The organism is Priestia sp. D3YE.R1 (genome assembly GCF_049199565.1).
GTDB lineage: Bacteria > Bacillota > Bacilli > Bacillales > Bacillaceae_H > Priestia > Priestia aryabhattai.
The window spans coordinates 78,839-100,591 of sequence record NZ_JBLTHW010000001.1 but is presented as its reverse complement, the minus strand read 5'-3'; the positions used below and the strand labels follow the sequence as shown (position 1 = coordinate 100,591).

The 21,753-nt window shown below is 38.3% G+C and carries 21 protein-coding genes and 1 other annotated feature; of the genes, 7 read left to right on the top strand and 14 right to left on the bottom strand.

Annotation, left to right across the window (positions count from 1 at the left end):
* Positions 1 to 39: 39 nt before the first annotated feature.
* From ACOZIR_RS00530 to ezrA, 4 genes are all read right to left on the bottom strand, one after another.
* The gene (locus ACOZIR_RS00530) at positions 40 to 228 is read right to left on the bottom strand and encodes an alpha/beta-type small acid-soluble spore protein (protein ID WP_013059477.1); all 189 of its coding nucleotides are present in this window, start codon (positions 226 to 228) and stop codon (positions 40 to 42) included.
* A gap of 88 nt (positions 229 to 316) precedes the next feature.
* Positions 317 to 1,528, bottom strand: coding sequence for a tRNA uracil 4-sulfurtransferase ThiI (thiI, locus tag ACOZIR_RS00525; protein WP_045291217.1), 1,212 nt, complete (start codon positions 1,526 to 1,528; stop codon positions 317 to 319).
* 6 nt (positions 1,529 to 1,534) lie between these two features.
* On the bottom strand, positions 1,535 to 2,677 hold the full coding sequence (locus ACOZIR_RS00520; protein WP_045291219.1) for a cysteine desulfurase family protein: 1,143 nt from the start codon (positions 2,675 to 2,677) through the stop codon (positions 1,535 to 1,537).
* Between the two features lie 276 nt (positions 2,678 to 2,953).
* Entirely contained in the window at positions 2,954 to 4,645 is a 1,692-nt protein-coding gene (gene ezrA, locus ACOZIR_RS00515) for a septation ring formation regulator EzrA (protein ID WP_013059480.1), read from the bottom strand.
* A gap of 213 nt (positions 4,646 to 4,858) precedes the next feature.
* Between ezrA and hisJ the strand changes: the two genes are divergently transcribed.
* Positions 4,859 to 5,653 carry a histidinol-phosphatase HisJ gene (hisJ, locus tag ACOZIR_RS00510; RefSeq protein WP_045291220.1) on the top strand — a complete coding sequence of 265 codons (795 nt, stop codon included), beginning with the start codon at positions 4,859 to 4,861 and terminating at the stop codon, positions 5,651 to 5,653.
* Here the strand turns inward: hisJ and refZ are convergent.
* Positions 5,645 to 6,292 carry a forespore capture DNA-binding protein RefZ gene (gene refZ / locus ACOZIR_RS00505; protein WP_013059482.1) on the bottom strand — a complete coding sequence of 216 codons (648 nt, stop codon included), beginning with the start codon at positions 6,290 to 6,292 and terminating at the stop codon, positions 5,645 to 5,647. The two genes, hisJ and refZ, sit on opposite strands and share 9 nt — an antisense overlap.
* A 217-nt stretch (positions 6,293 to 6,509) precedes the next feature.
* Between refZ and ACOZIR_RS00500 the strand changes: the two genes are divergently transcribed.
* Positions 6,510 to 6,989, top strand: coding sequence for a GAF domain-containing protein (locus ACOZIR_RS00500; protein WP_014458011.1), 480 nt, complete (start codon positions 6,510 to 6,512; stop codon positions 6,987 to 6,989).
* A 416-nt stretch (positions 6,990 to 7,405) separates the two neighbouring features.
* Positions 7,406 to 8,008, top strand: a complete 603-nt coding sequence (gene rpsD, locus ACOZIR_RS00495) for a 30S ribosomal protein S4 (protein ID WP_013059485.1) — start codon at positions 7,406 to 7,408, stop codon at positions 8,006 to 8,008.
* A 73-nt stretch (positions 8,009 to 8,081) separates the two neighbouring features.
* Here the strand turns inward: rpsD and tyrS are convergent, their stop codons facing one another.
* Together tyrS and acsA are read right to left on the bottom strand one after the other, a co-directional pair.
* A complete protein-coding gene (gene tyrS, locus ACOZIR_RS00490) occupies positions 8,082 to 9,341 on the bottom strand; it encodes a tyrosine--tRNA ligase (RefSeq protein ID WP_045291221.1) in 1,260 nt (419 codons plus the stop codon).
* Positions 9,342 to 9,414: 73 nt separating this feature from the next.
* Positions 9,415 to 9,625, bottom strand: a binding site (T-box leader).
* Positions 9,626 to 9,764: 139 nt separating this feature from the next.
* Positions 9,765 to 11,480, bottom strand: coding sequence for an acetate--CoA ligase (acsA, locus tag ACOZIR_RS00485; protein WP_045291223.1), 1,716 nt, complete (start codon positions 11,478 to 11,480; stop codon positions 9,765 to 9,767).
* Between the two features lie 285 nt (positions 11,481 to 11,765).
* Between acsA and ACOZIR_RS00480 the strand changes: the two genes are divergently transcribed.
* From ACOZIR_RS00480 to ACOZIR_RS00470, 3 genes are read left to right on the top strand one after another with little or no spacing between them, the layout of a single operon-like run.
* On the top strand, positions 11,766 to 12,398 hold the full coding sequence (locus ACOZIR_RS00480; protein ID WP_045291225.1) for a hypothetical protein: 633 nt from the start codon (positions 11,766 to 11,768) through the stop codon (positions 12,396 to 12,398).
* A gap of 30 nt (positions 12,399 to 12,428) precedes the next feature.
* Positions 12,429 to 13,070 carry an acetoin utilization AcuB family protein gene (locus tag ACOZIR_RS00475; protein WP_045291227.1) on the top strand — a complete coding sequence of 214 codons (642 nt, stop codon included), beginning with the start codon at positions 12,429 to 12,431 and terminating at the stop codon, positions 13,068 to 13,070.
* On the top strand, positions 13,070 to 14,233 hold the full coding sequence (locus tag ACOZIR_RS00470; RefSeq protein ID WP_045291229.1) for an acetoin utilization protein AcuC: 1,164 nt from the start codon (positions 13,070 to 13,072) through the stop codon (positions 14,231 to 14,233). Before ACOZIR_RS00475 ends, ACOZIR_RS00470 begins: the two co-directional genes overlap by 1 nt.
* Before the next feature lie 29 nt (positions 14,234 to 14,262).
* On the opposite strand, the gene motS is transcribed toward ACOZIR_RS00470, so the two are convergent.
* The 7 genes from motS to ACOZIR_RS00435 form a co-directional block, all read right to left on the bottom strand.
* On the bottom strand, positions 14,263 to 14,943 hold the full coding sequence (motS, locus tag ACOZIR_RS00465) for a flagellar motor protein MotS (RefSeq protein WP_074678001.1): 681 nt from the start codon (positions 14,941 to 14,943) through the stop codon (positions 14,263 to 14,265).
* The gene (gene motP, locus ACOZIR_RS00460; RefSeq protein WP_033579602.1) at positions 14,909 to 15,712 is read right to left on the bottom strand and encodes a flagellar motor protein MotP; all 804 of its coding nucleotides are present in this window, start codon (positions 15,710 to 15,712) and stop codon (positions 14,909 to 14,911) included. The genes motS and motP overlap by 35 nt, the downstream gene beginning before the upstream one ends.
* A gap of 53 nt (positions 15,713 to 15,765) precedes the next feature.
* Positions 15,766 to 16,764: a catabolite control protein A gene (ccpA, locus tag ACOZIR_RS00455; protein ID WP_025750682.1), complete on the bottom strand. Its 999-nt coding sequence runs from the start codon at positions 16,762 to 16,764 to the stop codon at positions 15,766 to 15,768.
* Positions 16,765 to 17,323: 559 nt separating this feature from the next.
* Positions 17,324 to 18,400: a bifunctional 3-deoxy-7-phosphoheptulonate synthase/chorismate mutase gene (locus ACOZIR_RS00450; RefSeq protein ID WP_045291231.1), complete on the bottom strand. Its 1,077-nt coding sequence runs from the start codon at positions 18,398 to 18,400 to the stop codon at positions 17,324 to 17,326.
* A 228-nt stretch (positions 18,401 to 18,628) separates the two neighbouring features.
* Positions 18,629 to 18,952, bottom strand: coding sequence for a bacillithiol system redox-active protein YtxJ (ytxJ, locus tag ACOZIR_RS00445; RefSeq protein ID WP_045291234.1), 324 nt, complete (start codon positions 18,950 to 18,952; stop codon positions 18,629 to 18,631).
* Between the two features lie 398 nt (positions 18,953 to 19,350).
* Positions 19,351 to 19,806 (bottom strand): YtxH domain-containing protein, encoded by a 456-nt coding sequence (locus tag ACOZIR_RS00440; RefSeq protein ID WP_013059496.1) that lies wholly within the window; start codon positions 19,804 to 19,806, stop codon positions 19,351 to 19,353.
* Between the two features lie 27 nt (positions 19,807 to 19,833).
* A complete protein-coding gene (locus ACOZIR_RS00435; RefSeq protein WP_013059497.1) occupies positions 19,834 to 20,319 on the bottom strand; it encodes a DUF948 domain-containing protein in 486 nt (161 codons plus the stop codon).
* 280 nt (positions 20,320 to 20,599) lie between these two features.
* On the opposite strand from ACOZIR_RS00435, the gene ACOZIR_RS00430 reads away from it, so the two are divergent.
* The gene (locus ACOZIR_RS00430) at positions 20,600 to 21,715 is read left to right on the top strand and encodes an aminopeptidase (RefSeq protein ID WP_310878333.1); all 1,116 of its coding nucleotides are present in this window, start codon (positions 20,600 to 20,602) and stop codon (positions 21,713 to 21,715) included.
* Positions 21,716 to 21,753 lie beyond the last annotated feature (38 nt).

Below are 21,753 nucleotides of genomic sequence, written 5' to 3'. Positions count from 1 at the left end.
CCCCACTCTTTTTAGCCATCATTATTTAATTAATATGACTTATTTACCACCAAGTTGTTGCTCAGCCATTTGAACTAAGCGTTTAGTGATTTCTCCACCAACAGATCCGTTAGCGCGAGCTGTTGCTTCTGGTCCAAGGTTTACACCGAATTCAGAAGCGATTTCGTATTTCATTTGGTCGATAGCAGCTGCTGAACCAGGAGCTACTAATTTGTTTGTGTTTGCCATGTGTTTTCACCTCCTTGTTGAATATAGATTGTGTCAAAACACATGGCATCATACATTATTTTTTTGGTAATTTTATGAAATTTTTCTTTTAAAACAAATCTTCTACATTGTCTGCGGTATTTGCAGCCGAAGAAGCTGTCATCTCAAGCGTTTCTACATTATTTACCGCTTCTTGAATTAATGTTTCAAAATCATAAAATTGTTCGTATCGATTTATTTTTTCACGCTTTGGCTTAGTTTTTGGTGAGCTTGGCGTAAAAATTGTACAGCAGTCTTCATACGGACGATTCGAAATTTCATGTGTATCAATTTTACGGGCAATTTCTACAATCTCCGTTTTATCCATTGTCACAAGCGGACGCAAAATTGGCGTATTCGTCACTTCATTAATCGCATACATGCTCTCAACCGTTTGACTAGCTACTTGTCCTAAGCTGTCGCCAGTTACGATAGCTAACGATTCATTTTTTTCACGAATAAGGTCCGTAATTCGAAGCATCATACGGCGTGTAGAGGTCATTGTATAATTCTCTGGAATTTGTTTTTGAATCGCTTGCTGTACAGCTGTAAACGGTACAATGTGAAGCTTTACTTTTTCGTGATAAGCCGTTAATTTTTGCGTTAAATCAATTACTTTTTGCTTAGAACGTTCACTCGTAAAAGGCGGGCTATAAAAATGAACCGCTTCTATTTCCAAGCCTCGCTTCATTGCTAAGTATCCTGCAACCGGACTGTCGATCCCTCCAGAAAGCATCAGCATTGCTTTTCCACTCGTACCAACTGGAAGACCTCCTGCTCCGCGATAATCAAAACATGTAATATACGTTGCTTCACTTCTCACTTCTACTCGTACATTTACGCTCGGTTCTTTTACGTTTACTTGTAGATGCTCTGTATTTCGAAGAACATGACTTCCTACTGCATAATTCAATTCGTTTGTATCAAGAGGAAATTGTTTGTACGCTCTCCGAGTAGATACTTTAAATGTTTTTCCTGCTATATCAAATTCTTTCATTGCTTCTAAAGCTGCTTCTTGAATCGCTTCAAGCTCATTTTCAACTTTTAATGCTAAACTAAAGCTTTGAATACCGAAGATTTGCTGAAGACGTTCAATAATAGGCTCGTGATTTTCACCGTTTAAGTGAATATACATGCGGTCTCTCGTGTATTTTACGTGAATGTTTTTGAATGCACTAAGAGCCGTTACAATGTTTTTTCTTAACTGTGCAACAAATTTCTTTCTGTTTTGTCCTTTAGTTGAGATTTCTCCGTACCGAATTAAAATATGGTTATATATCATGATCATTTACCTCATTACTTTCTTTAGATCTTCAATTACTGTGAAAATAGCATTTACAATGGGCGTTACTTCATTATAATCATTTAAGCCGGACAAGCTCAAACGAATGGACTGATCTGCTTCTTCATAATTTTTACCGATGGCTAAAAGCGTTTTACTTGGCTTTTTTCGCTTTGATGAGCAAGCAGATGTAGTGGATACAAACACTCCTTTTTCCTCAAGAGCGTGAACAAAAACCTCACCTTTAATACCTTGTGCTGTAAAATTTATAATATGGGGTGCCGAATGCTCATTCGGCGTATTAATCGTGATTCTTTCGTGAGCAGAAAGTTTGTCTATCAGTTCTGCTTTTATTTTCTGCATTTTTTGCTGATTCTGAGCTGCATGTTCAAGTGTTAAACGAAGTGCTTTAGCAAATGCCACAATTCCTGGCACATTTTCCGTGCCTGATCGATGCTGCATTTCCTGAGAGCCTCCGCTAAGTAAGGGATGAAGCTGAACTCCATTTCGCTTATATAAAATTCCCGTCCCTTTTAAGCCATGAATTTTGTGTCCTGATAATGTGCATAAATCAATTTTGTGATCCGCTAAAGAAAGCGGAACTTTTCCAACCCCTTGCACATGATCGACATGAAAAAGCACCTTCGAATAGTTCATCAGCATTTGTCCAATTTTTTCAATTGGCTGAATGGTGCCAATTTCATTATTTACATGCATAACCGATACTAAGATGGTTTCATCCGTAATAGCTGACTCAATAGCCTCAGGTGAAACAAATCCACTTGAATCTACTGGAACATACGTAACGTTAAATCCTAGTGCTTCTAACTGCTTAAATGGTTCATGAACGGAATCATGTTCAATATTTGTCGTAATGATATGCTGACCTCGGCTTTTATATTGCATCGCTACGCCTTTAATAGCCAAATTATTCCCTTCTGTTCCTCCTGATGTAAAGATAATTTCATTTGACGATACGTGCAGCAATTCTGCTACTTGCTCACGTGAACGGCTCAACAAATTCTCCGCTTGCACGCCAAATTGATGGAGGGACGATGGATTGCCATAATAAGTTGTAGCTACTTTCGTAAAAGATTGTATGACTTCATTATAGGGTTTTGTTGTAGCGCTATTATCTAAATAAATCAAGGATGCGCGCCCCCTTCTTCATTTTTTCGGAACAACGTATTATCATACCACACCTTGGTACTTTTTTAAATTAGGCTTTGCCTTAGTAATCATAACAAGTATAGACCATCTTTTCAAAAACTATTTACCACTTTATAACCAAGGTGTTGACTGGTCCTTCCCAACAGTTGCTGGCACGTTCGTAGGCTATATTATTAGTGTTTCAGAAGGTTATCATCAAACAGATAGAAAAGAAAAGCGTCAAAAAAAAGCTCGTGTCCTTTGGACACGAGCTTTTTAACTCTGTGAAGATACAATACGCTGTATACGATCAAGCGCACCAGGGTCCACTTGCTCAATAGCTGCAGATGCCTGTTTTAATGCTTCTTTATATTCATAATGACGAAATGCTTCTTCTGCTTCTTCTAAAGACTGTGCAATCGAGTGATGAGTACTTCTATAACGGTTACCGTATTGAATCACTCTTTCAACGAGTCGCGCTTCTTCTAACATTGCCTCTGTTTCATCAAATGTATCCTGAACAAAACCAACAGCATCTTCAAGTAAAGATTGAACAGCTTGAATATTAAGCGGTTTTTCTTTCAGCTTAGCGGTTACTTCATTTAAGATATGAACCGTTTTTTCAAGCTGAACTTTATATTCTTCAGGAACACCGGGAAGGTTGCTTTTTTGAATAAGGCGTCGTGCTTCAATCAACTGAGATTTCAGTTCTTCTATTTTGTCCTTAGCTGAGAGCTCATCTTTGCGAAGAGCTTGTAGCATATCGCTATAGGATTCCTGAGATTCTTTTAATTGGTTAAGCTGTTTGGAAACGTCTTCGAGTTCTTCTTGGATCACACTGTAGGCTAAATTATGCTCCGCTACCTTGTCCGAAATATTATAGTACAAGTTAGTTAATCGTTTTAGTTCGCGGTCCATTTTATAATATACGTCTAAATCGCGCTCTTTAAAATGATAGCTTTGCTGTACAAATAGCGTTTCTTCACGAAGTTCACGGTTTCGTTCTTGAAGCATACGAAGGAAGTTAGATACCGTATGAGATTCACGGTTCATTTTATGATAGGAGAAAACCTCATGCTCAAGTGAGTCATATAACTGCTCTAAGCGTTCATTAACATCATCTAGTTTTGTAATCGCTTCTTCCACATATAATTCTTCAATATCTGCAATAATTTCAGCAGTTTCTTGTTTTAAAAGCTCTACCGTTTCTTCTACTTGCAGATGATCTAACACATATCCCTGCTCACTCATTTCGCGGAACCCGTCAAGCAGTTCATTGAACTGAACAGGAAGAGTGGTCTGACACTCAACTAACACTTTTGGAATTTGTTCTAAATACGAATCAATAGCTGTTAAATCAGTTTTTAATTGAAGAACAATCTCACGTGCTTGAAGATAGTTTCCGTTAATCGTCTCTTCCTCGTATTTTTTAAACTGCTCTTTAGATGTATTAATTGCGTATTCTAACGTTTTTTCAGCATTTCCATAGGAATACCGATGTGCGAGCAATTTTTTTTTCACATGGCGGTGAAGCTGATTTAATTCCTCAATATCATATCGATTATCTTGTTCGCTACCAATTAAATTTTGAAGTTCAGTAAGTATGTTTTCAATATCTATCTTGGTTTGTTCTAAGGCTTGATCAATATGTATAGATAACTGCTTCGCTTTTTTAAATCGGTATTTATCTGCTGCTTCTTCCGTTTCAAACAGTTCTTTATCAATTTTCGGGAGATTAGTTGATATAATTTCATCCCACTGCTCACGCCAACGTTCAAATAGCTCTTCAGTTTGACCTGTCATGTTCAATTCTTTTACTTTTGAAATTTCCTCTGCAACTGGCGTATTTGCTAATTCGACTTTGATCGTTTCCAGGCGATCAATTTCTTGATAAATCTTTTTACGTGAAAACATTCCGTACACAACTAATCCGATAATGAGTATGATTAGTGCTATAATGAATTCCATACTAAGCCCCCTTACAGTGCGTTCTACATGACAAGTTTCTTATTTATAAAAAGGGTGAATTTAATCCTTTAAATTTTTTTGCGTCAATGTTTTTATGATACCATGTAAAGTCCAACTTTTGAGCAAAAAATTAAATTTTTTTATACAAAATATTGGCATGGAGTCACTTTGTGTCGTTACAATGGAAAAAGAAGAAAAAAGGAGGCATTTTTTATGAAAGTTGACAAACATATTCATACTCCATTTTGCCCACACGGTTCGCCTGATTCATTGCAACAATATGTTGAACAGGCGATTTCCCTGAACTTTGGCGAGATTTCGTTTACAGAGCATGCTCCATTACCAAAAAGCTTCATTGATCCGACGCCTGATCGAGACAGCGGAATGGCTCCTGACAAACTTGATCGCTACATTCAAAACGTACAGCAAGTAAAAAAAGAGTTTGAGCGCGATATTCGTATTAATATCGGATTGGAAGTTGACTTTATTGAAGGATTTGAACACGAAACAACCGATTTCTTAAACGAATATGGTCCTTATCTCGATGACAGCATCCTTTCTGTTCACTTCTTAAAGCACGAAGAAGGATATGACTGCCTAGATTTTAGCGCTGACGTATTTGCACATATTGTACAGAAGTTTGGCAGCGTAAGCAAAGTATATGATAAGTATTACAACACGGTATTACGCTCTGTACAGGCCAGTTTAGGCGTTTATAAGCCTAAGCGCATTGGTCATATGACACTCGTACATAAATTTCAAAGTCGCTTTCCATATGAAGACACACTTTCCCCTATTATTTTATCAATACTCGATGAAATAAAAATGAAAGATCTGGCGTTAGATTATAATGGTGCAGGATTGTTTAAACCTTTGTGCAAGGAAGCGTATCCAGCTCCCTTTGTCGTAAAAGCAGCCCAACAGAAAAAAATCCCTCTCGTATATGGGTCAGACGCCCACTGTGCGAAGGATTTAGGCCAAGGCTATGGAGAGCTCCATTTAGGATAATTGAACGCGCAGTTTGTTTGTCCGCTCATATGGCAAACATACCGTTGTGTGCACCCATTGCTCAAGCTCAATCGCATATTGCTGAACAAAATACGGTTCGTGAGGCAATATATGAAGAACTTCACTTAGATACTGAGGATGAAGATAAGGCATAGAGAGCATGCCCTTAAGTTCAATAATTGTAAAGGAAACGTGCAGCTTTCGAAACTCCTTTTCTTTCATCCCTCTTTCAAGGATTGTTTTTAAGTAGTATTTTTCCTTGGTTAAATACGTAGTCATAACTTCTCGAATTAAAATCGTGTCAAGAGAGATTTCTCTATATACGAGCCGGGCAATATGCCTATTTTCGTGCTGATAATGTAAGATAGCTCGAATCATCACGATCATACTTTCTGTTGAAGACAGCTTTTTCATTTCTTGGAACGCTTGCTCCAGCACCCCAATATAACCTTCAAAATAAGAAATCACTAAACTTTCAAGTAATCCTTCTTTGCTATGAAAATAATATGAAATATTCGCTACGTTCACTTTCGCTTTTCCTGCAATCTCGCGTACCGACGTACCATCAAAACCTTTTACGTTAAAAAGAGAAACAGCCGCATCAATAATTTTCTCTTTCGTTTTTGACTGTACAGCCATCTATCTACACCTCATTTCGATTTATTTTTACAAAACATATATGATTGCAAAATTGTGTAGAAATCGTTACAGTATTTAAAAAGGATTTTAGTAGCCTCTCTACATAATTCGTGATAGGCTTTTTAGTTCCTGTAATCTTTTATCGACAAAGTAGCGTTAAAACTGACGTTTCCTGATAAAAATTCATTAAATCTTATGTTGAATGGAGGAGAATACATTGTTTAATGTCGAAAACTACAGCGGCTCAAAACAAAAAGATTATGAATTAGTAATTAAGCAATTACGCGCCTTATTAGAAGGAGAAAGCAATACGATTGCTAATCTAGCAAATGCTTCCGCTTTGCTAAATCAATTTTTAAATGAAGTAAACTGGGTAGGTTTTTATTTAATGGAAGACGGAGAGTTAGTGCTTGGACCTTTCCAGGGACTGCCGGCTTGCGTTCGTATTCCACTTGGAAAAGGCGTATGCGGTACAGCAGCTCAAAATCAAAAAACAGAGCGAATCGAAGATGTTCACGCCTTCCCTGGCCACATTGCATGTGACGCTGCTTCTCAATCTGAAATCGTTGTACCAATTGTAAAAGACGGTCAGCTTTTAGGTGTTCTTGATATCGACAGTCCAATCAAAAATCGCTTTGATGAAATCGATCAACAGTATCTTGAAGAATTCGTCAAAGAACTTACTTCTTTTCTTTGAATATGAATAAGCAAAAAAACCGCTGCGAATCAGCGGTTTTTGCTTATTAAACAAACGTTTGATTAGCCCATCACCACCGTTTTCTTACGTTCTTTCTTCTCCTTTCATACTTCAGATGAATATATCCTTTCTTTTACATTCTTTTAATCTTCAATCTCCCTTGACTTTATACGAGGAAACACCTATAATACTCGTTGTGTGAAATATTGCAGCTTATACAATCTTCTTTATGTTTTTTCATTTTGTTCCTCATTAAAAGGTTGTTTTACAGAAGTAGCAATTCTTTTAACAAGATGGTGTATCGTGTAACTCTCTGCTGCTAGAGCGATGGTACATGAAAACAAAATGAGCATATCGCTAGAATGTGTCTGTTTTTGTTTTGCATAAAATAAAAACACAAACAAGGAGGAGTCATCATGGCTCGTTATACAGGTCCAAGTTGGAAAATCTCTCGTCGCTTAGGTCTTTCTCTAAGTGGTACAGGTAAAGAATTAGAAAAACGCCCTTACGCTCCAGGTCCACACGGCCCAGGTCAACGTAAGAAAATTTCTGAGTACGGTTTACAATTACAAGAAAAGCAAAAATTACGCCACATGTATGGTGTAACTGAGCGTCAATTCCGTAACTTATTCGTTGCTGCTGGTAAATTAACTGGTAAGCACGGTGAGAACTTCATGATTCTTTTAGAAGCTCGTCTTGATAACTTAGTATACCGTATGGGTCTTGCACGCACTCGTCGTCAAGCTCGTCAATTAGTTAACCACGGTCACGTTTTAGTTGACGGTAAACGCGTTGACATCCCATCTTACCGTGTACAACCTGGTCAAGTGATCGGTGTTCGCGAAAAATCTCGCAACCTTTCAATCGTGAAAGAAGCGCTTGAAGTTAACAACTTCGTACCAGACTACTTAACAGTAGACGCTGAGAAATTAGAAGGTACATTCACTCGCTTACCTGAGCGTTCTGAATTATCTGCTGAAATCAACGAAGCACTAATCGTAGAGTTCTACTCTCGTTAATAGTAAAAAGCCGTTCCTTATGGGGCGGCTTTTTTACTGTCTTTATATAAAAAAAAGGCCTTTCGGCCTTTTTTTATGCGTATTGAATAAGCGTATATTTTTTCTTGCCTCGACGAATTACTGTGAATTGACCTTCAATACGGTCTTCTGCACCTACTGTTTTTTGCAAATCTTGCTCACGCTCACCGTTTAAGTAAATCGCACCGTTTGAAATATCTTCACGTGCTTGACGTTTAGAAGGAGAGATTTTACTTTCTACAAGTAAATCGATTAAACCAATATCTTCACCTGTATGCGTGTAAGAAGGAACATCCTTGAATCCTTGCTTAATTTCTTCTGCTGTTAACTCTGAAATACTTCCGCTAAATAAAGCTTGCGAAATACGAATGGCTTGCTCAAGAGCTTCTTCACCGTGTACAAGTGTAGTCATCGCTGCCGCTAGTGCTTTTTGTGCTTCGCGTTTTTCAGGAGCTTCTTTTGCAGACGCTGCTAATTCATTAATTTCTTCGTGTGATAAGAATGTAAAGTATTTTAAATATTTTATAACATCACGATCATCTGTATTAATCCAGAACTGGTAGAATTCATACGGACTTGTTTTTTCAGCGTCTAACCAAATTGCTCCGCCTTCTGTTTTACCGAACTTCGTACCGTCTGCTTTTGTTACCAGAGGAACTGTTAATCCAAATGCTTTTGCATCTTCTTCTGATTTACGAATTAATTCTAAGCCAGCTGTAATATTTCCCCATTGGTCGCTGCCGCCAATTTGAAGCTTACAGTTATACGTTTGGTATAAGTTTAAGAAATCATATGATTGTAAAATCATGTAGCTGAATTCCGTAAATGAGATGCCTGATTCGATACGAGATTGAACAGAATCCTTTGCCATCATATAGTTAATACCAAAGTTTTTACCGATATCTCGTAGGAATGTAATAACATCCAACGTGCCAATCCAGTCATAGTTATTCGCAATAACTGCTGCATTTTCACCTTCTTCAAAATCTAAGAAACGTGAAAGCTGACCTTTTATACGCTCACTAAACATGGCAACCGTTTCTTTTTCATTTAACGTACGCTCTGCTTTTTTACCGCTTGGATCTCCAATAAGACCCGTACCTCCACCAACTAATGCAATCGGTTGGTGTCCAGCTTGTTGAAAGCGACGCAAAATTAAAACAGGAAGCATGTGGCCGATGTGAAGACTGTCGGCTGTCGGATCAAATCCGCAGTACAAACGAACAGACTCTTTACTCAAAAGTTCACTTAAACCTTTTTCATCCGTTTGTTGGTTAATGAGCCCTCGAAACTCAAGATCTTGTAAAATATCCATGTTATATTCTCTCCTTTATCTAATTGCTCGTTACAATTTGTTGAACAACATAAAAAACGCCCCTTCTTAAAAAAGAAGGGACGAAAATATCGCGGTACCACCCTATTTGGAAATAAATTATTTCCCACTTAAATGATGTAACGGTCTACCCGTCTTTTGCTACTGTAAGTTCACAAAAGATGCTCAAGGACGTATTTCATATTTGTCTATGTACTGATTTTCAGCAACCATCAGCTCTCTTAAACAGGGAGACAAGTATTACTTCTTCCTATCACTGCAGTTTATTTTATTTAAAAGTTTACACCCCACAATTATGAATGATTTCATTTTAAAATTCAAGTCCAAAAAAAAGTTCAAACAGCTGGCTGTTTGAACTTTATAAAAATCATTTATTTTCCCTACAAAGATTGAAACGTTTACTCCTTAGTCTTCCATCGTTGACAAATCGCCCGTTGGCAAATCTAATTCCCATGCTTTTAAAACGCGGCGCATAATTTTACCACTTCGTGTTTTAGGCAGCTTATCTTTAAACTCGATTTCACGCGGAGCTGCATGAGCAGCTAACCCTTTTTTCACAAATTGACGAATATCTTCAATCAGTTCATCTGAAGATTCATACCCATCTCTAAGTGCGATAAATGCTTTAATAATTTCCCCGCGCACAGGATCAGGCTTACCAATGACACCCGCTTCTGCTACAGCTGGGTGTTCAACAAGCTTACTTTCTACTTCAAATGGACCCACACGTTCTCCTGCCGTCATAATAACGTCATCGATTCGGCCTTGGAACCAAAAATAACCGTCTTCATCCATATACGCCGAATCACCTGATACGTACCAATCACCTGGCATAAAATATGACTCATACTTTTCTTTGTTGTTCCAAATTGCATGCATCATAGATGGCCAGCCTTTTTTAATTGCTAAGTTCCCCATTCGATAAGGTGGAAGCTCTTGTCCTTGATCGTCAACGATTGCTGCTTGTACACCCGGAATAGGTTTTCCCATAGATCCTGGTTTAATTTTCATAGACGGATAATTACAAATCGTCTGACCGCCAGTTTCAGTCATCCACCACGTGTCATGAATACGTTTTTGGAAAACCTTCATTCCCCAGCGTACCACTTCAGGATTTAATGGTTCTCCCACGCTTAATACATGTCTGAGGTTGCTTAAATCATAGCGTTTAACTAAGTCATCGCCAGCACCCATTAGCATACGAAATGCTGTAGGTGCACTGTACCACACCGTTACGCCAAAATCTTCAAGTGCTTGATACCATGCATCTGGACTAAAGCGTCCCCCTATAATCACATTTGTTGCTCCAGCAAGCCAAGGACCAAAAATTCCGTAGGAAGTTCCCGTTACCCAACCCGGATCTGCTGTACACCAATACACATCGTCATCTTTTAAGTCGAGCACCCACTTAGCAGTTTGATAATGCTGAAGCATTGCATTATGAACGTGAAGCACCCCTTTTGGTTTTCCAGTTGAACCTGATGTATAATGAAGCAGCATGCCATCTGTTCTATCTACCCACTCAATCTCCACCTCTTTATTCGCCGCTTCTAGTCGCTTCAGAAAATCTAGTTGAATGCCTTCTTCTTCTACATTTTCCCCTACAAGGAAAATGTGTTTTAAAGCTGGCAAATCTTTCACAGGAACGCGGCTCAGCAATTCAGGCGTTGTAATTAACACTTTTGCATCACTGTCTTGCAAACGATCTTTTACTGCACCTTCCATGAACGCTTCAAACAAAGGCCCAACAATAGCGCCAAGCTTTACCGCGCCTAACAATGCAAAATAAAGTTCCGGAGAGCGAGGCATAAAGATAAACACGCGATCTCCCTTCTCTACGTCTGCTTGTTTTAGCACGTTTGCGGCTTTGTTTGACCATTCTTTCATTTCTTTGAATGTATATTTTTCATTGCGCTGCGCATCTCGATAATAAAGCGCAACTTTATTTTTACGCGTAGAGTTTGCGTGCTTATCAATTGCTTCATAAGCTGCATTTAATTTACCTGTTTCATGCCATGAAAATTCCTTCTCCACTTGTGACCAGTCAAAGGTTTGATACGTTTTATCGTAGTCCTGTAAGTTGTATACCCCTTCAATTACAGGAAGCGCTTCCACCTTCATCACAAACTCCCCCTTATGTATAAAATTTACAAACCTATTATATAACAAAAATAGACTTTTCACAATTTTATAAAAATTATTTGTCGGAATTAGGATAATAGTCTCCCTTGTTATATGACAACCTTTGTTATATAAGTGTCGAATTAACAAGAATCTCTTTATAATTTTCTATTCTATGTTTTTAAAAAAACTCCTTTTCTTTTATTTAATTTTTTGAAAACGCTTTAATCCAGCGTTTTTTTTGTATTATAATACAGATAAGACTGCTTGAAGGTGGTGATTCATGTGAAACATTCCCAAACGTACAATATGAAAGAACTAAAAACAGCTGTTGGAACAATTGTTATTGAAGGACCTGTCTCCTCACAGACCTTGCAACAACTTGATTTTCATGAGCAACTAACGGCCTTTCGTCCACCTGAACAGCAAAAAGAAGCATTGATCGAGATTGCCAACTTGCCTGAAGGTAGAATCATTATTGCTCGCTATCATCATACAATCATTGGTTACGTAACCTTCTTATATCCCGATCCTCTAGAACGATGGTCGGAAGGAAATATGGAGAATTTAATCGAATTAGGAGCTATAGAGGTAGCTGCTCCATTTCGCAGCTACGCTGTTGGTAAAAACCTGCTTATCGTATCTATGATGGATGATGCAATGGAAGATTATATTGTCATTACGACAGAATACTACTGGCATTGGGATTTAAAAGGAACAGGGCTAAATGTGTGGGATTATCGCAAAATTATGGAGAAAATGATGAATAAAGGCGGACTGACGTGGTTTGCTACAGATGATCCGGAAATTAGCTCCCACCCTGCTAATTGTTTGATGGTAAGAATCGGGAGCAGAGTCTCTCAAGAAAGCATGCAAGAATTTGATAGCCTGCGCTTTCGAAATCGCTTTATGTATTAAGCTGATCTTTAAGAAAAGGAGCCGTGTCTGATGATTGTTGAAGAAATGATGAAAACCGATCTCGTTACCTTAACCCCCGACCATACGATTGCTGAAGCTATAAAACTTTTAGATACACATAAGATTAGACATATTCCTATCGTTAATGATCTTCATCATGTAGTTGGCATCATTTCTGACCGAGACGTAAGAGATGCAAGTCCATCTATTTTAGATAATACTTATACATCTGTTCTTCTATCCGAACCCGTGCGGATAATTATGCAAACAGAAGTCATTACAGCTCACCCTCTTGATTTTGTTGAAGAAATTGCAAGTATTTTTTATGAACATCAAATCGGTTGTATTCCCGTCACAAAAAACAAGCGGTTAGTAGGCGTTGTTACCGAAAGAGATCTATTACATACGTTTATTCAGCTTACCGGCACCAATAAACCAGGTTCACAAATTGAAATAAAAGTAGAAAATAAGGCTGGCGTGCTCGCTGAAGTTACATCCCTCTTTGGTTCAAAGAGAACAAACATCTTAAGCGTACTTGTCTACCCTGATGTAGATGAACGATATAAAATCCTTGTACTTCGCATTCAAGCTATCAATCCATTGATTAGTATAAATACATTAAAAGAAAACGGCTATGAGGTGCTATGGCCTAAATTACCGGAGATGACGTAATGACTAGTAATGCTGTATTTATTTATTCAGATGATATTCTTTCGTACAAATTCAGCAATAATCATCCGTTTAACCAGCTTCGTGTTCAACTAACATATGAACTGTTACGGGAATTTGGCGCTTTAACCAATCAAGATATTGTATTACCGCGGATGGCATCTGATGAAGAACTTCAGCTTGTCCATGATACTAGCTATATTCAAGCGGTAAAATTAGCAGGAAGCGGGGAGCTTTCTGTTGAAAAAGCAGCAGATTTTGGTCTTGGAACAGAAGACACACCTATGTTTCCCAACATGCATGAAGCCAGTGCATTTTTAGTTGGGGGTACACTTACTGCTGTAGATTATGTGATGACTGGAAAAGCTAAGCATGCTCTGAATTTAGGAGGAGGATTGCACCACGGCTTTCGAGGGAAAGCTTCAGGCTTCTGTATTTATAACGATAGCGCGGTAGCCATCAAATATATGCAGCAAAAGTACAACGCGCGCGTTCTCTATGTCGATACAGATGCTCACCACGGTGACGGTGTTCAATGGACATTTTATGACGACCCTTCCGTTTGTACTCTTTCCATTCATGAAACGGGACGCTACTTGTTTCCAGGCACGGGAAACGTTAACGAACGCGGGCATAGTGAAGGCTATGGTTATTCATTTAATGTGCCTGTTGATGCTTATACCGAAGATGAGTCTTGGCTCGACGTTTATAAAACCTCTTTAAAAGAAGTAGCTGCTTTTTTTAAACCAGATGTTATCTTAACACAAAATGGAGCAGATTCTCATTATTACGATCCGCTCACTCATTTATGCGGCACCACGAAAATATACCGTGAAATTCCTAAAATTGCTCATGAAATTGCTCATGAATACTGTCAGGGAAGATGGATTGCGGTTGGCGGAGGAGGTTATGATATTTGGCGGGTTGTTCCTCGGGCTTGGTCATTCATTTGGCTTGAAATGATTGAACGAAAGGCAGAAGGCATGCTTCCTCTGTCATGGCTTGAAAAATGGACAAAAGTATCGCCTCATCCCGTTTGCACGCTGTGGGATGATGAACCTAATATCTATCAGCCAATTCCAAGAAAACCAGAAATAACAGAAAAAAACGCTCAAACTCTTGAGCGCGCTCTTTATCCTATTCGTTCTCATACATCTCATTCTTAAAAAAAGGCTATACAAGCGTATGGCCTTTTTCACTGTGCTTCGGGATCTGAAATAATAATTTCGACGCGTCTATTTTTTTGCAGATTGTCATTAGACGTGTTCGGAACAAGCGGCTTTGTATCTCCGTATCCAAGTGCTTCAAAGCGGTTAGCAGAAAGAGAAAAATGGTTCGTTAAATAACGTATGACACCGCTAGCACGCGCTGCCGATAGTTCCCAATTAGATGGATAACGATAGGTATGAATGGGTCGATTGTCGGTATGACCTTCTACTTTAATATCATTTGGAATAGTACTGAATAACCTTCCTAATTCATCTAGAAAAGGAGTACCTTTTTTCAAAATGTCTGCTTGTCCTGTTTCAAACAGCACCTGTTCTTGTAAAATAAGCACCACTCCGCGTTCATCTCGCTTAGCAGTAATGACATGCTGAAGCTTATTTTCCTTCAGGTAGCCCTGCACTTTCGCTAAAATGTTATCCAGCTTTTGAGACTGCTGGCTCTTTTCCACAGAAGCTAATGAGCCACCGCTTGTAAGCGAATTGACAACGGTTTGAAACTTTTGATTATCAACGCTAGACATTGAAAATAATAAAATAAAAAAAACTAATATTAACGTCACCAGATCAGCAAATGTTACCATCCATTTTGGCGACTGCGCCGAATACCTTTTTCTTCTACGCTTCACGAACGTGCTCTCTCTTTTCTTCAAGCTTTCGTTTTTCAACAGGGGCAAATACTTTTAACTTTGCTTGCACAAAGCGAGAATTTTGCCCCGCCTGCAAACCAATAACACCTTCGATAATTACTTCTTTAACAAAAAGCTCATGCTCCGTTTTACCAGCTAATTTAGCTGCAATTGGCTGAAAAAACAAGTTTGAAAGCAGCGCCCCGTAGAAAGTCGTTAAAAGAGCAATTGCCATGTTAGGGCCAAGCGATGAAGGGGTATTAAGGCTTTTTAGCATTAGCACTAGTCCAACGAGCGTCCCAATCATTCCCCAAGCAGGGGCATAATCTCCTGCTTTTTCAAACATACTTCGACCTCTCGTATGTCTTTCTTCTACTGCAGCTATTTCTGCTTCAAGCAGCTCTCGAATCATTTCCGGTTCTACTCCATCAATGGCTAGCAAAATACCTTTTTTCACAAATGAATCATCGATTTGTTCAAGCTCTGCCTCTAACGATAGAAGTCCTTCTCGACGTGCTTTTTCCGATAAATGTACAAATGTTCCTACAATTTCTTCTACGTTTATTTCTTTCGATTGAAATGCTTGTTTCCCTACTCTTCCCATATTTTTTAATTGCTTTAACGGAAAGCTCACGCACAGCGTACCAAAAACGCCTCCCAGTACAATTAAAATCGATGGCACATCAATAAAAGCTAAAAAACCGCTCATTCCTCCACTTGAAATAACCCCAAACACAACCATAGAGATACCAATTAGTATCCCTATAGGGGTGAGCATATCAATTTTTTTCATATTCTATCTCCCCGTGTCTGAACTTTGGATTCGTTCTTATTCATTCACAGGTATTATTTTGTTGATTGTCTGAACTCGATGCGGTGAGGAAGCTGTACGATGCTGCTGTCTACCGTTTCTTTGTTCATGTATTTCGTTAAGAGACGCATCGCTACTGCACCAATATCATACATTGGCTGTACGACAGATGTTAACTGAGGACGAACCATTGTTGAAAGTCTTGTGTTATCAAAACCGATAACTTCTAGATCGTTTGGTACATTCAACCCGCGATCTTGTGCCCCGTGAATAACGCCTAATGCCATTTCATCTGTTCCAACGAAAATAGCAGTTGGCTTTTCAGCTTCTTCTAATAGTTTTTCAACCGCTTCAATACCAGAATCGTACGTGTAGTCTCCTTCTACAATATAAGAATCACGTACAGGCAATCCGCTTTCAGTAAGAGCACGTTTATACCCTTTTACTTTTTTTGCATGATTGATTGGTTCTTCTAGCGTACCTGAAACGAATGCAATATTTTTATGACCGCTGTCAATTAGTGATTGCACTGCATCAAAAGCTGCTTGTTCATAATCAATAGTGACGGATGGGATTTGGTTAGTTGATTCGATTGATGCCGCAAGTACAACTGGAACCGGTGATTTTTTTAACTCTTCTACGTGTTCTTCCGTTACATTCCCACTCATGAAGATGATTCCGTCTACTTGTTTACCAAGCATGTTATTTAAAAGGTGAAGTTCTTTATCTTGATTTTGATCGGAGTTACTTAAGATGATATTATACTTGTACATTGTTGCAATATCTTCGATTCCACGCGCTAACTCTGCATAGAAAATATTTGAAATATCAGGAATGATAACTCCTACTGTTGTTGTTTTTTTACTTGCTAATCCACGCGCTACTGCGTTCGGACGATAGCCTAGTCTTTCAATTGTTTCTAATACTTTTTTTCTAGTTGATGGTTTTACATTTGGATTTCCGTTTACCACACGAGAAACCGTTGCCATCGACACGCTTGCTTCCCTTGCTACATCATAAATTGTTACGTTCACAACAAACACTCCTTATCGAAAAACATTTCGTTTATTTTATCCTTATTTCATTTCTTGTATTTACGTATATAAATCCATCTTCCTTTATAGAATGGCTATTTCTAGCTCCTTCACTCTTACATACAGCTTAGATACCCTGTATGCATCTAAATCATTCCTGTTATGCCCTTATTATTACGTGTGCAAAGACAATTTTACCAGTTTATATGTAACAATGTAAAAGACGGTGTATAGTAAGTAAATAAAAAAAGTGAATCGCGAATTTATATCATATGCAATCACAGAATGATAGCGAATATCTGTAACTACTATACGATACTATGTGCTTCATCGCAACGTATTTACCGACTTTTTCCGACAAGTTTCACGAGAATTTCATAAATTCTTGTTTTTTGGATTTGCACTTATTCTTTCCTATTTTGACAAAAGTTATCGACTGTTTTCAAAATACGTGATAATTTCGCTTATCTTTATTATAACGAAAGGCAAACAAGCTTGAAACCATTAAGTGCCTCAAACTTGTCATAAAAGTATACGAATTTTTCATTTTTACGTTTTTTTATAAATTTAAGTTACATATAGGCTTTAGCTGCTTCATAAATTCTGTAAATTGCGGAATATCCATTTGCTGAGCTGAGTCAGAAAGTGCTACCGCAGGATCTGGATGAACTTCTGCCATAATTCCATCCGCACCAATGGCAAGAGCCGCTTTAGCCGTTGGAACAAGTAAATCTCGTCTTCCTGTTGAATGCGTCACGTCAACTAAAACAGGTAAATGAGTTTCTTGTTTTAAAATGGGAACGGCTGAAATATCCAGCGTATTTCGCGTTGCTCGCTCATACGTACGAATTCCTCGTTCACACAAAATCAGCTGATCATTTCCTTGTGACACAATGTATTCAGCAGCATTAATAAACTCATCAATCGTAGCGGCTAAGCCTCGCTTTAATAAGACAGGCTTTTTCACCGCACCCGCTTCTTTTAACAGCTCAAAATTTTGCATATTACGAGCACCAATTTGAATCACATCTACGTATTCCACAGCTGTTTCAATATCAGCGGGGTCGACAATTTCACTAATAACGGCTAAATCATATTCGTCAGCTACTCTTTTTAAAATGTGCAGTCCTTCTAAGCCAAGGCCTTGAAAATCATAAGGAGATGTTCTTGGCTTATAGGCTCCCCCTCTAAGCATCCGCACGCCCTGCTGCTTCACGGCTTTTGCTACGGCTGCTACTTGCTCATAGCTTTCAACGGAACAAGGTCCTGCTACAAAACGCTGAAGTCCGTCACCAATTGTTTCTCCTTTTACCGTAACGATTGTATTTTCCGGCTTCTTTTTACGGGATACAAGAAGTGCTTTACGATGATCATCTTCTTGAAGCTCTAAATGAGCTTTGAAAATCTCTTTGAAAATATGTTGAAGCGTCGACGTTTGAAACGGTCCTTCGTTTTTGCTCAAAATGGAGTCAAGCATTGCTCGTTCACGAACAGGGTCAAAGCGTTTGGTTGACTGCATTCCTTTTAACTTTCCTATTTCTTGAACAAGCTCTCCTCGCTCATTAATAAGCTTTAACAGTTTCATATTTACTTCGTCAATTTGAGATCGCAAATGCTGAAGATCTGAATTCGTCATGTACGTCCACCCTTTCACTGATTTTAAAAAATCTGTTTAGCAGGGTTACTACATAAGATGATAGATGATGGAGGATATATGTAAGAGGCTTCTCTGCTTTTATGTGCTAAACTACATCTATTGTACGAAAAAGCGGATGAAACCGCAATCAGCATATAAAAAAAAACCGAACGATTAATCGTTCGGATCTTCCTTCACCTAAACTGCTTTTGTCACAGCCTCTTTCAATTAATGAGCTACTTTTTTCGCTAATTCGTCTTCGTTAATGTTCCAGTGAGAAGCATGCCACTTCACTTTTCCATCTTCAAACAGAAGCGCTTGAGGTGATTCATGCTTCACTTCATACGTCTCAGAGATATAGTTAGATACATCTCGTGAATCTTGCACATGAAGATAATAAGAAGGAATGTCTTCATGACTAGAAGCAAACGCTGAAAATGCCTCATGACCAGCTGCACTAATTGGACACGTTGTGCTGTGCTTTAAAAATAAAAAGCGATTGTTTTCCTTTACAATTTGTTCGAACTCTTCAACTGTTGAAATTTTTTTCATTTTTTTCACCCTTTCTGTACTTACTCTTAAGTTTACATGGTTTGACCGTTTCCATACAAAAAGAGTGCTCAGCTTTATGTATGATGCTAATAAATTTATTTATAAAGTGGAGTTTTTTTCTGCATAGAAAGAAAAGAACTTGATAAAGGCAAAGATTGTGAACCAACCTCTTCTTCCGTATAGGCAAACGTCATACTAAGACTTTTTTATATTAAACATAATCTCTCCTTTTCATTTACTGACTATATCATTATAAAAATATGTTCCATTTTTTTACACCAGCCTTTTTGCTTAAATTAAAGTTCCTATGATAAAACTAGCATTTACTTGCTTTTACCCAGCCTAAGTTACATACAAAAAAGCGTTCACCCTATAGGGTAAACGCTTTTGATTCTTTATTATGGTCGTGGCACTGTGCTTTCCACTTCATCTAATGCTTTTTGAGCTTCTGTTAGCTTCTGCTGAACGTCTTCGTTGCTTTGAGACTCCACTTCATCAGCAAGCACTTCTAAGCTAGTTGGAGGTAATGCTTCGTGTTCAGGATCTACTTTACGGAAGTTTTTCACTTTGTCCACTACTTGTGAAGATTGCTCAGACAGTGTTTGTGATAAACCAGCCGTTTTTTCTTTTGCCGTTTGAGCAAACCCTTGTCCTTTTTCAACAGCGCTGTTTTTCGCTTGCTCCGTTTTTAAACGAACGTAAGCTGCCTGCTCATTCAAATCGGAACGGAACTCTTTACCTGATTTTGGAGCAAGTAGTAATGCCGTTGCAGCTCCTACAACTCCTCCAATCACTGTTCCTACTAAAAAGCCTTTATTTGAAGTGTTGTTTGGTTTATTCGGTTTGTTTGACATATGCGTCTCCTCCTTTAAAGTTCATCCTTATGAAAATGAGCGTGAGCGTTGAACCGCTTTTTCTTTTACTTCAACAGGTACAGGCTCTGCATCAACTTTTTTCTGTTTTCTTAATTTTATACGTTCCCATACGTCTAATGCAACATTGCTCCACTGAACGACTTGAGCAACAGTTTCTTTATTTTCTTCTACTTTCTCTGAAACGCTTGATGATACGCTTTTAATAGACTTATTTAAGTCTTGGATTGAGTCACCTACGCCTTTAACGGAATCCACCACTGTGTTCAGCGCTTCAGATTTACGCTGAATATCTTCAGCTAACAGATTAGTCTTATGTAAAAGTGCAGTTGTTTCAGCTGTGATTCCTGTCATTTGCTTTTCTACACCATCTAAAGTACCTGCCACTGAATTTAATGTGTGCTGAACGGATTTCAATGTTTTGGACACGGAAACCACCAGGTAAAAAATCGCAATGGCAACAATAGCAGCGCTTAAATAAAGAATAATAACCATCTGTGCAAGGCACCTCCTATTTTCATCTCTTGTTATAACTACTTTCCCAATTTTATAAACAATTAAACCTTCTATTCCCTATAGACTCTTTAACTTTACCATATTCTCTCTGCTTTTATTCATAAAAAGGGAAGATTGCTACATTATTTCGCGATATATGAGTTATTTCCCTTCCTAAAGAAAAAAAGGATTTTAAAGCATAAAAACAAACAAAATAAGCTCAGTGGGGTACAATAGAAAGTGAATCACCAATCATTGTTATTTTAAGGAGGCACTATTTATGAAAGACCCTAGAATTGCAACATTAGCTAAAAATTTAATTAATTATTCTGTTCGCCTTCAAAAAGGAGAAAAAGTATTAATCGAAAACTTTGGACTTCAGCGCGAACTTGTGACAGCACTTGTAGATGAAGCGTACAAGGCCGGTGGCTATCCGTTTGTACTGCTAAAAGATCATTCAGTAGACCGAGCTCTTTTAAACGGTGCACAAGAAGAGCAGTTCAATATGATGGCAGACTTCGAAGTAAATGTGATGAAAGAAATGGATGCTTATATTGGCTTGCGTTCTGGTTCAAACATTTTTGAACAATCAGACGTTCCGGCAGATAAAATGAAAATCCAAGGGAATACGATCGGTAAAAAAGTACATAGAGAAATTCGCGTTCCAAAAACAAAATGGGTCGTTCTTCGCTATCCAAACGATTCAATGGCGCAGCTTGCTAAAATGAGTACAGAAGCATTTGAAGATTTTTACTTTGATGTATGTAACTTAGACTATGGCAAAATGAGCAAAGCGATGGATGCTTTAGTTGAGCTCATGAACCGTACGGACAAAGTGCGTTTAACAGGTGAGAATACGGACTTAACGTTCTCTATTAAAGATATTCCTGCAGTGAAATGTGCCGGAGAAATGAATATTCCGGATGGTGAAGTATACACGGCTCCTGTCCGTGATTCTGTAAACGGAACAATTTCTTACAACACTCCTTCTAACTATCAAGGCTTTACGTTTGAGAATGTATCCTTAACATTTAAAAACGGTAAGATTGTTGAAGCAACCGCTAATGATACAGAACGCATCAACGGCATTTTTGATACGGATGAAGGCGCTCGTTTTGTTGGCGAATTTGCGATTGGTGTAAATCCGTATATTCAACATCCAATGCAAGACATTTTATTTGATGAAAAAATTGACGGAAGCTTCCACTTCACTCCTGGCGAGTGCTACGAAGATGCGTATAATGGAAACAAGTCAAATATTCACTGGGACATGGTGATGATTCAGCGCCCAGAATACGGCGGCGGTGAGATTTATTTCGATGACGTGTTGATTCGTAAAGACGGGCTATTTGTCATTGAGGAATTAAAAGCGTTAAATCCTGAAAATTTAAAATGAGTTTTGAAATAAAAAAAGGCACTCAGGAGAGTGCCTTT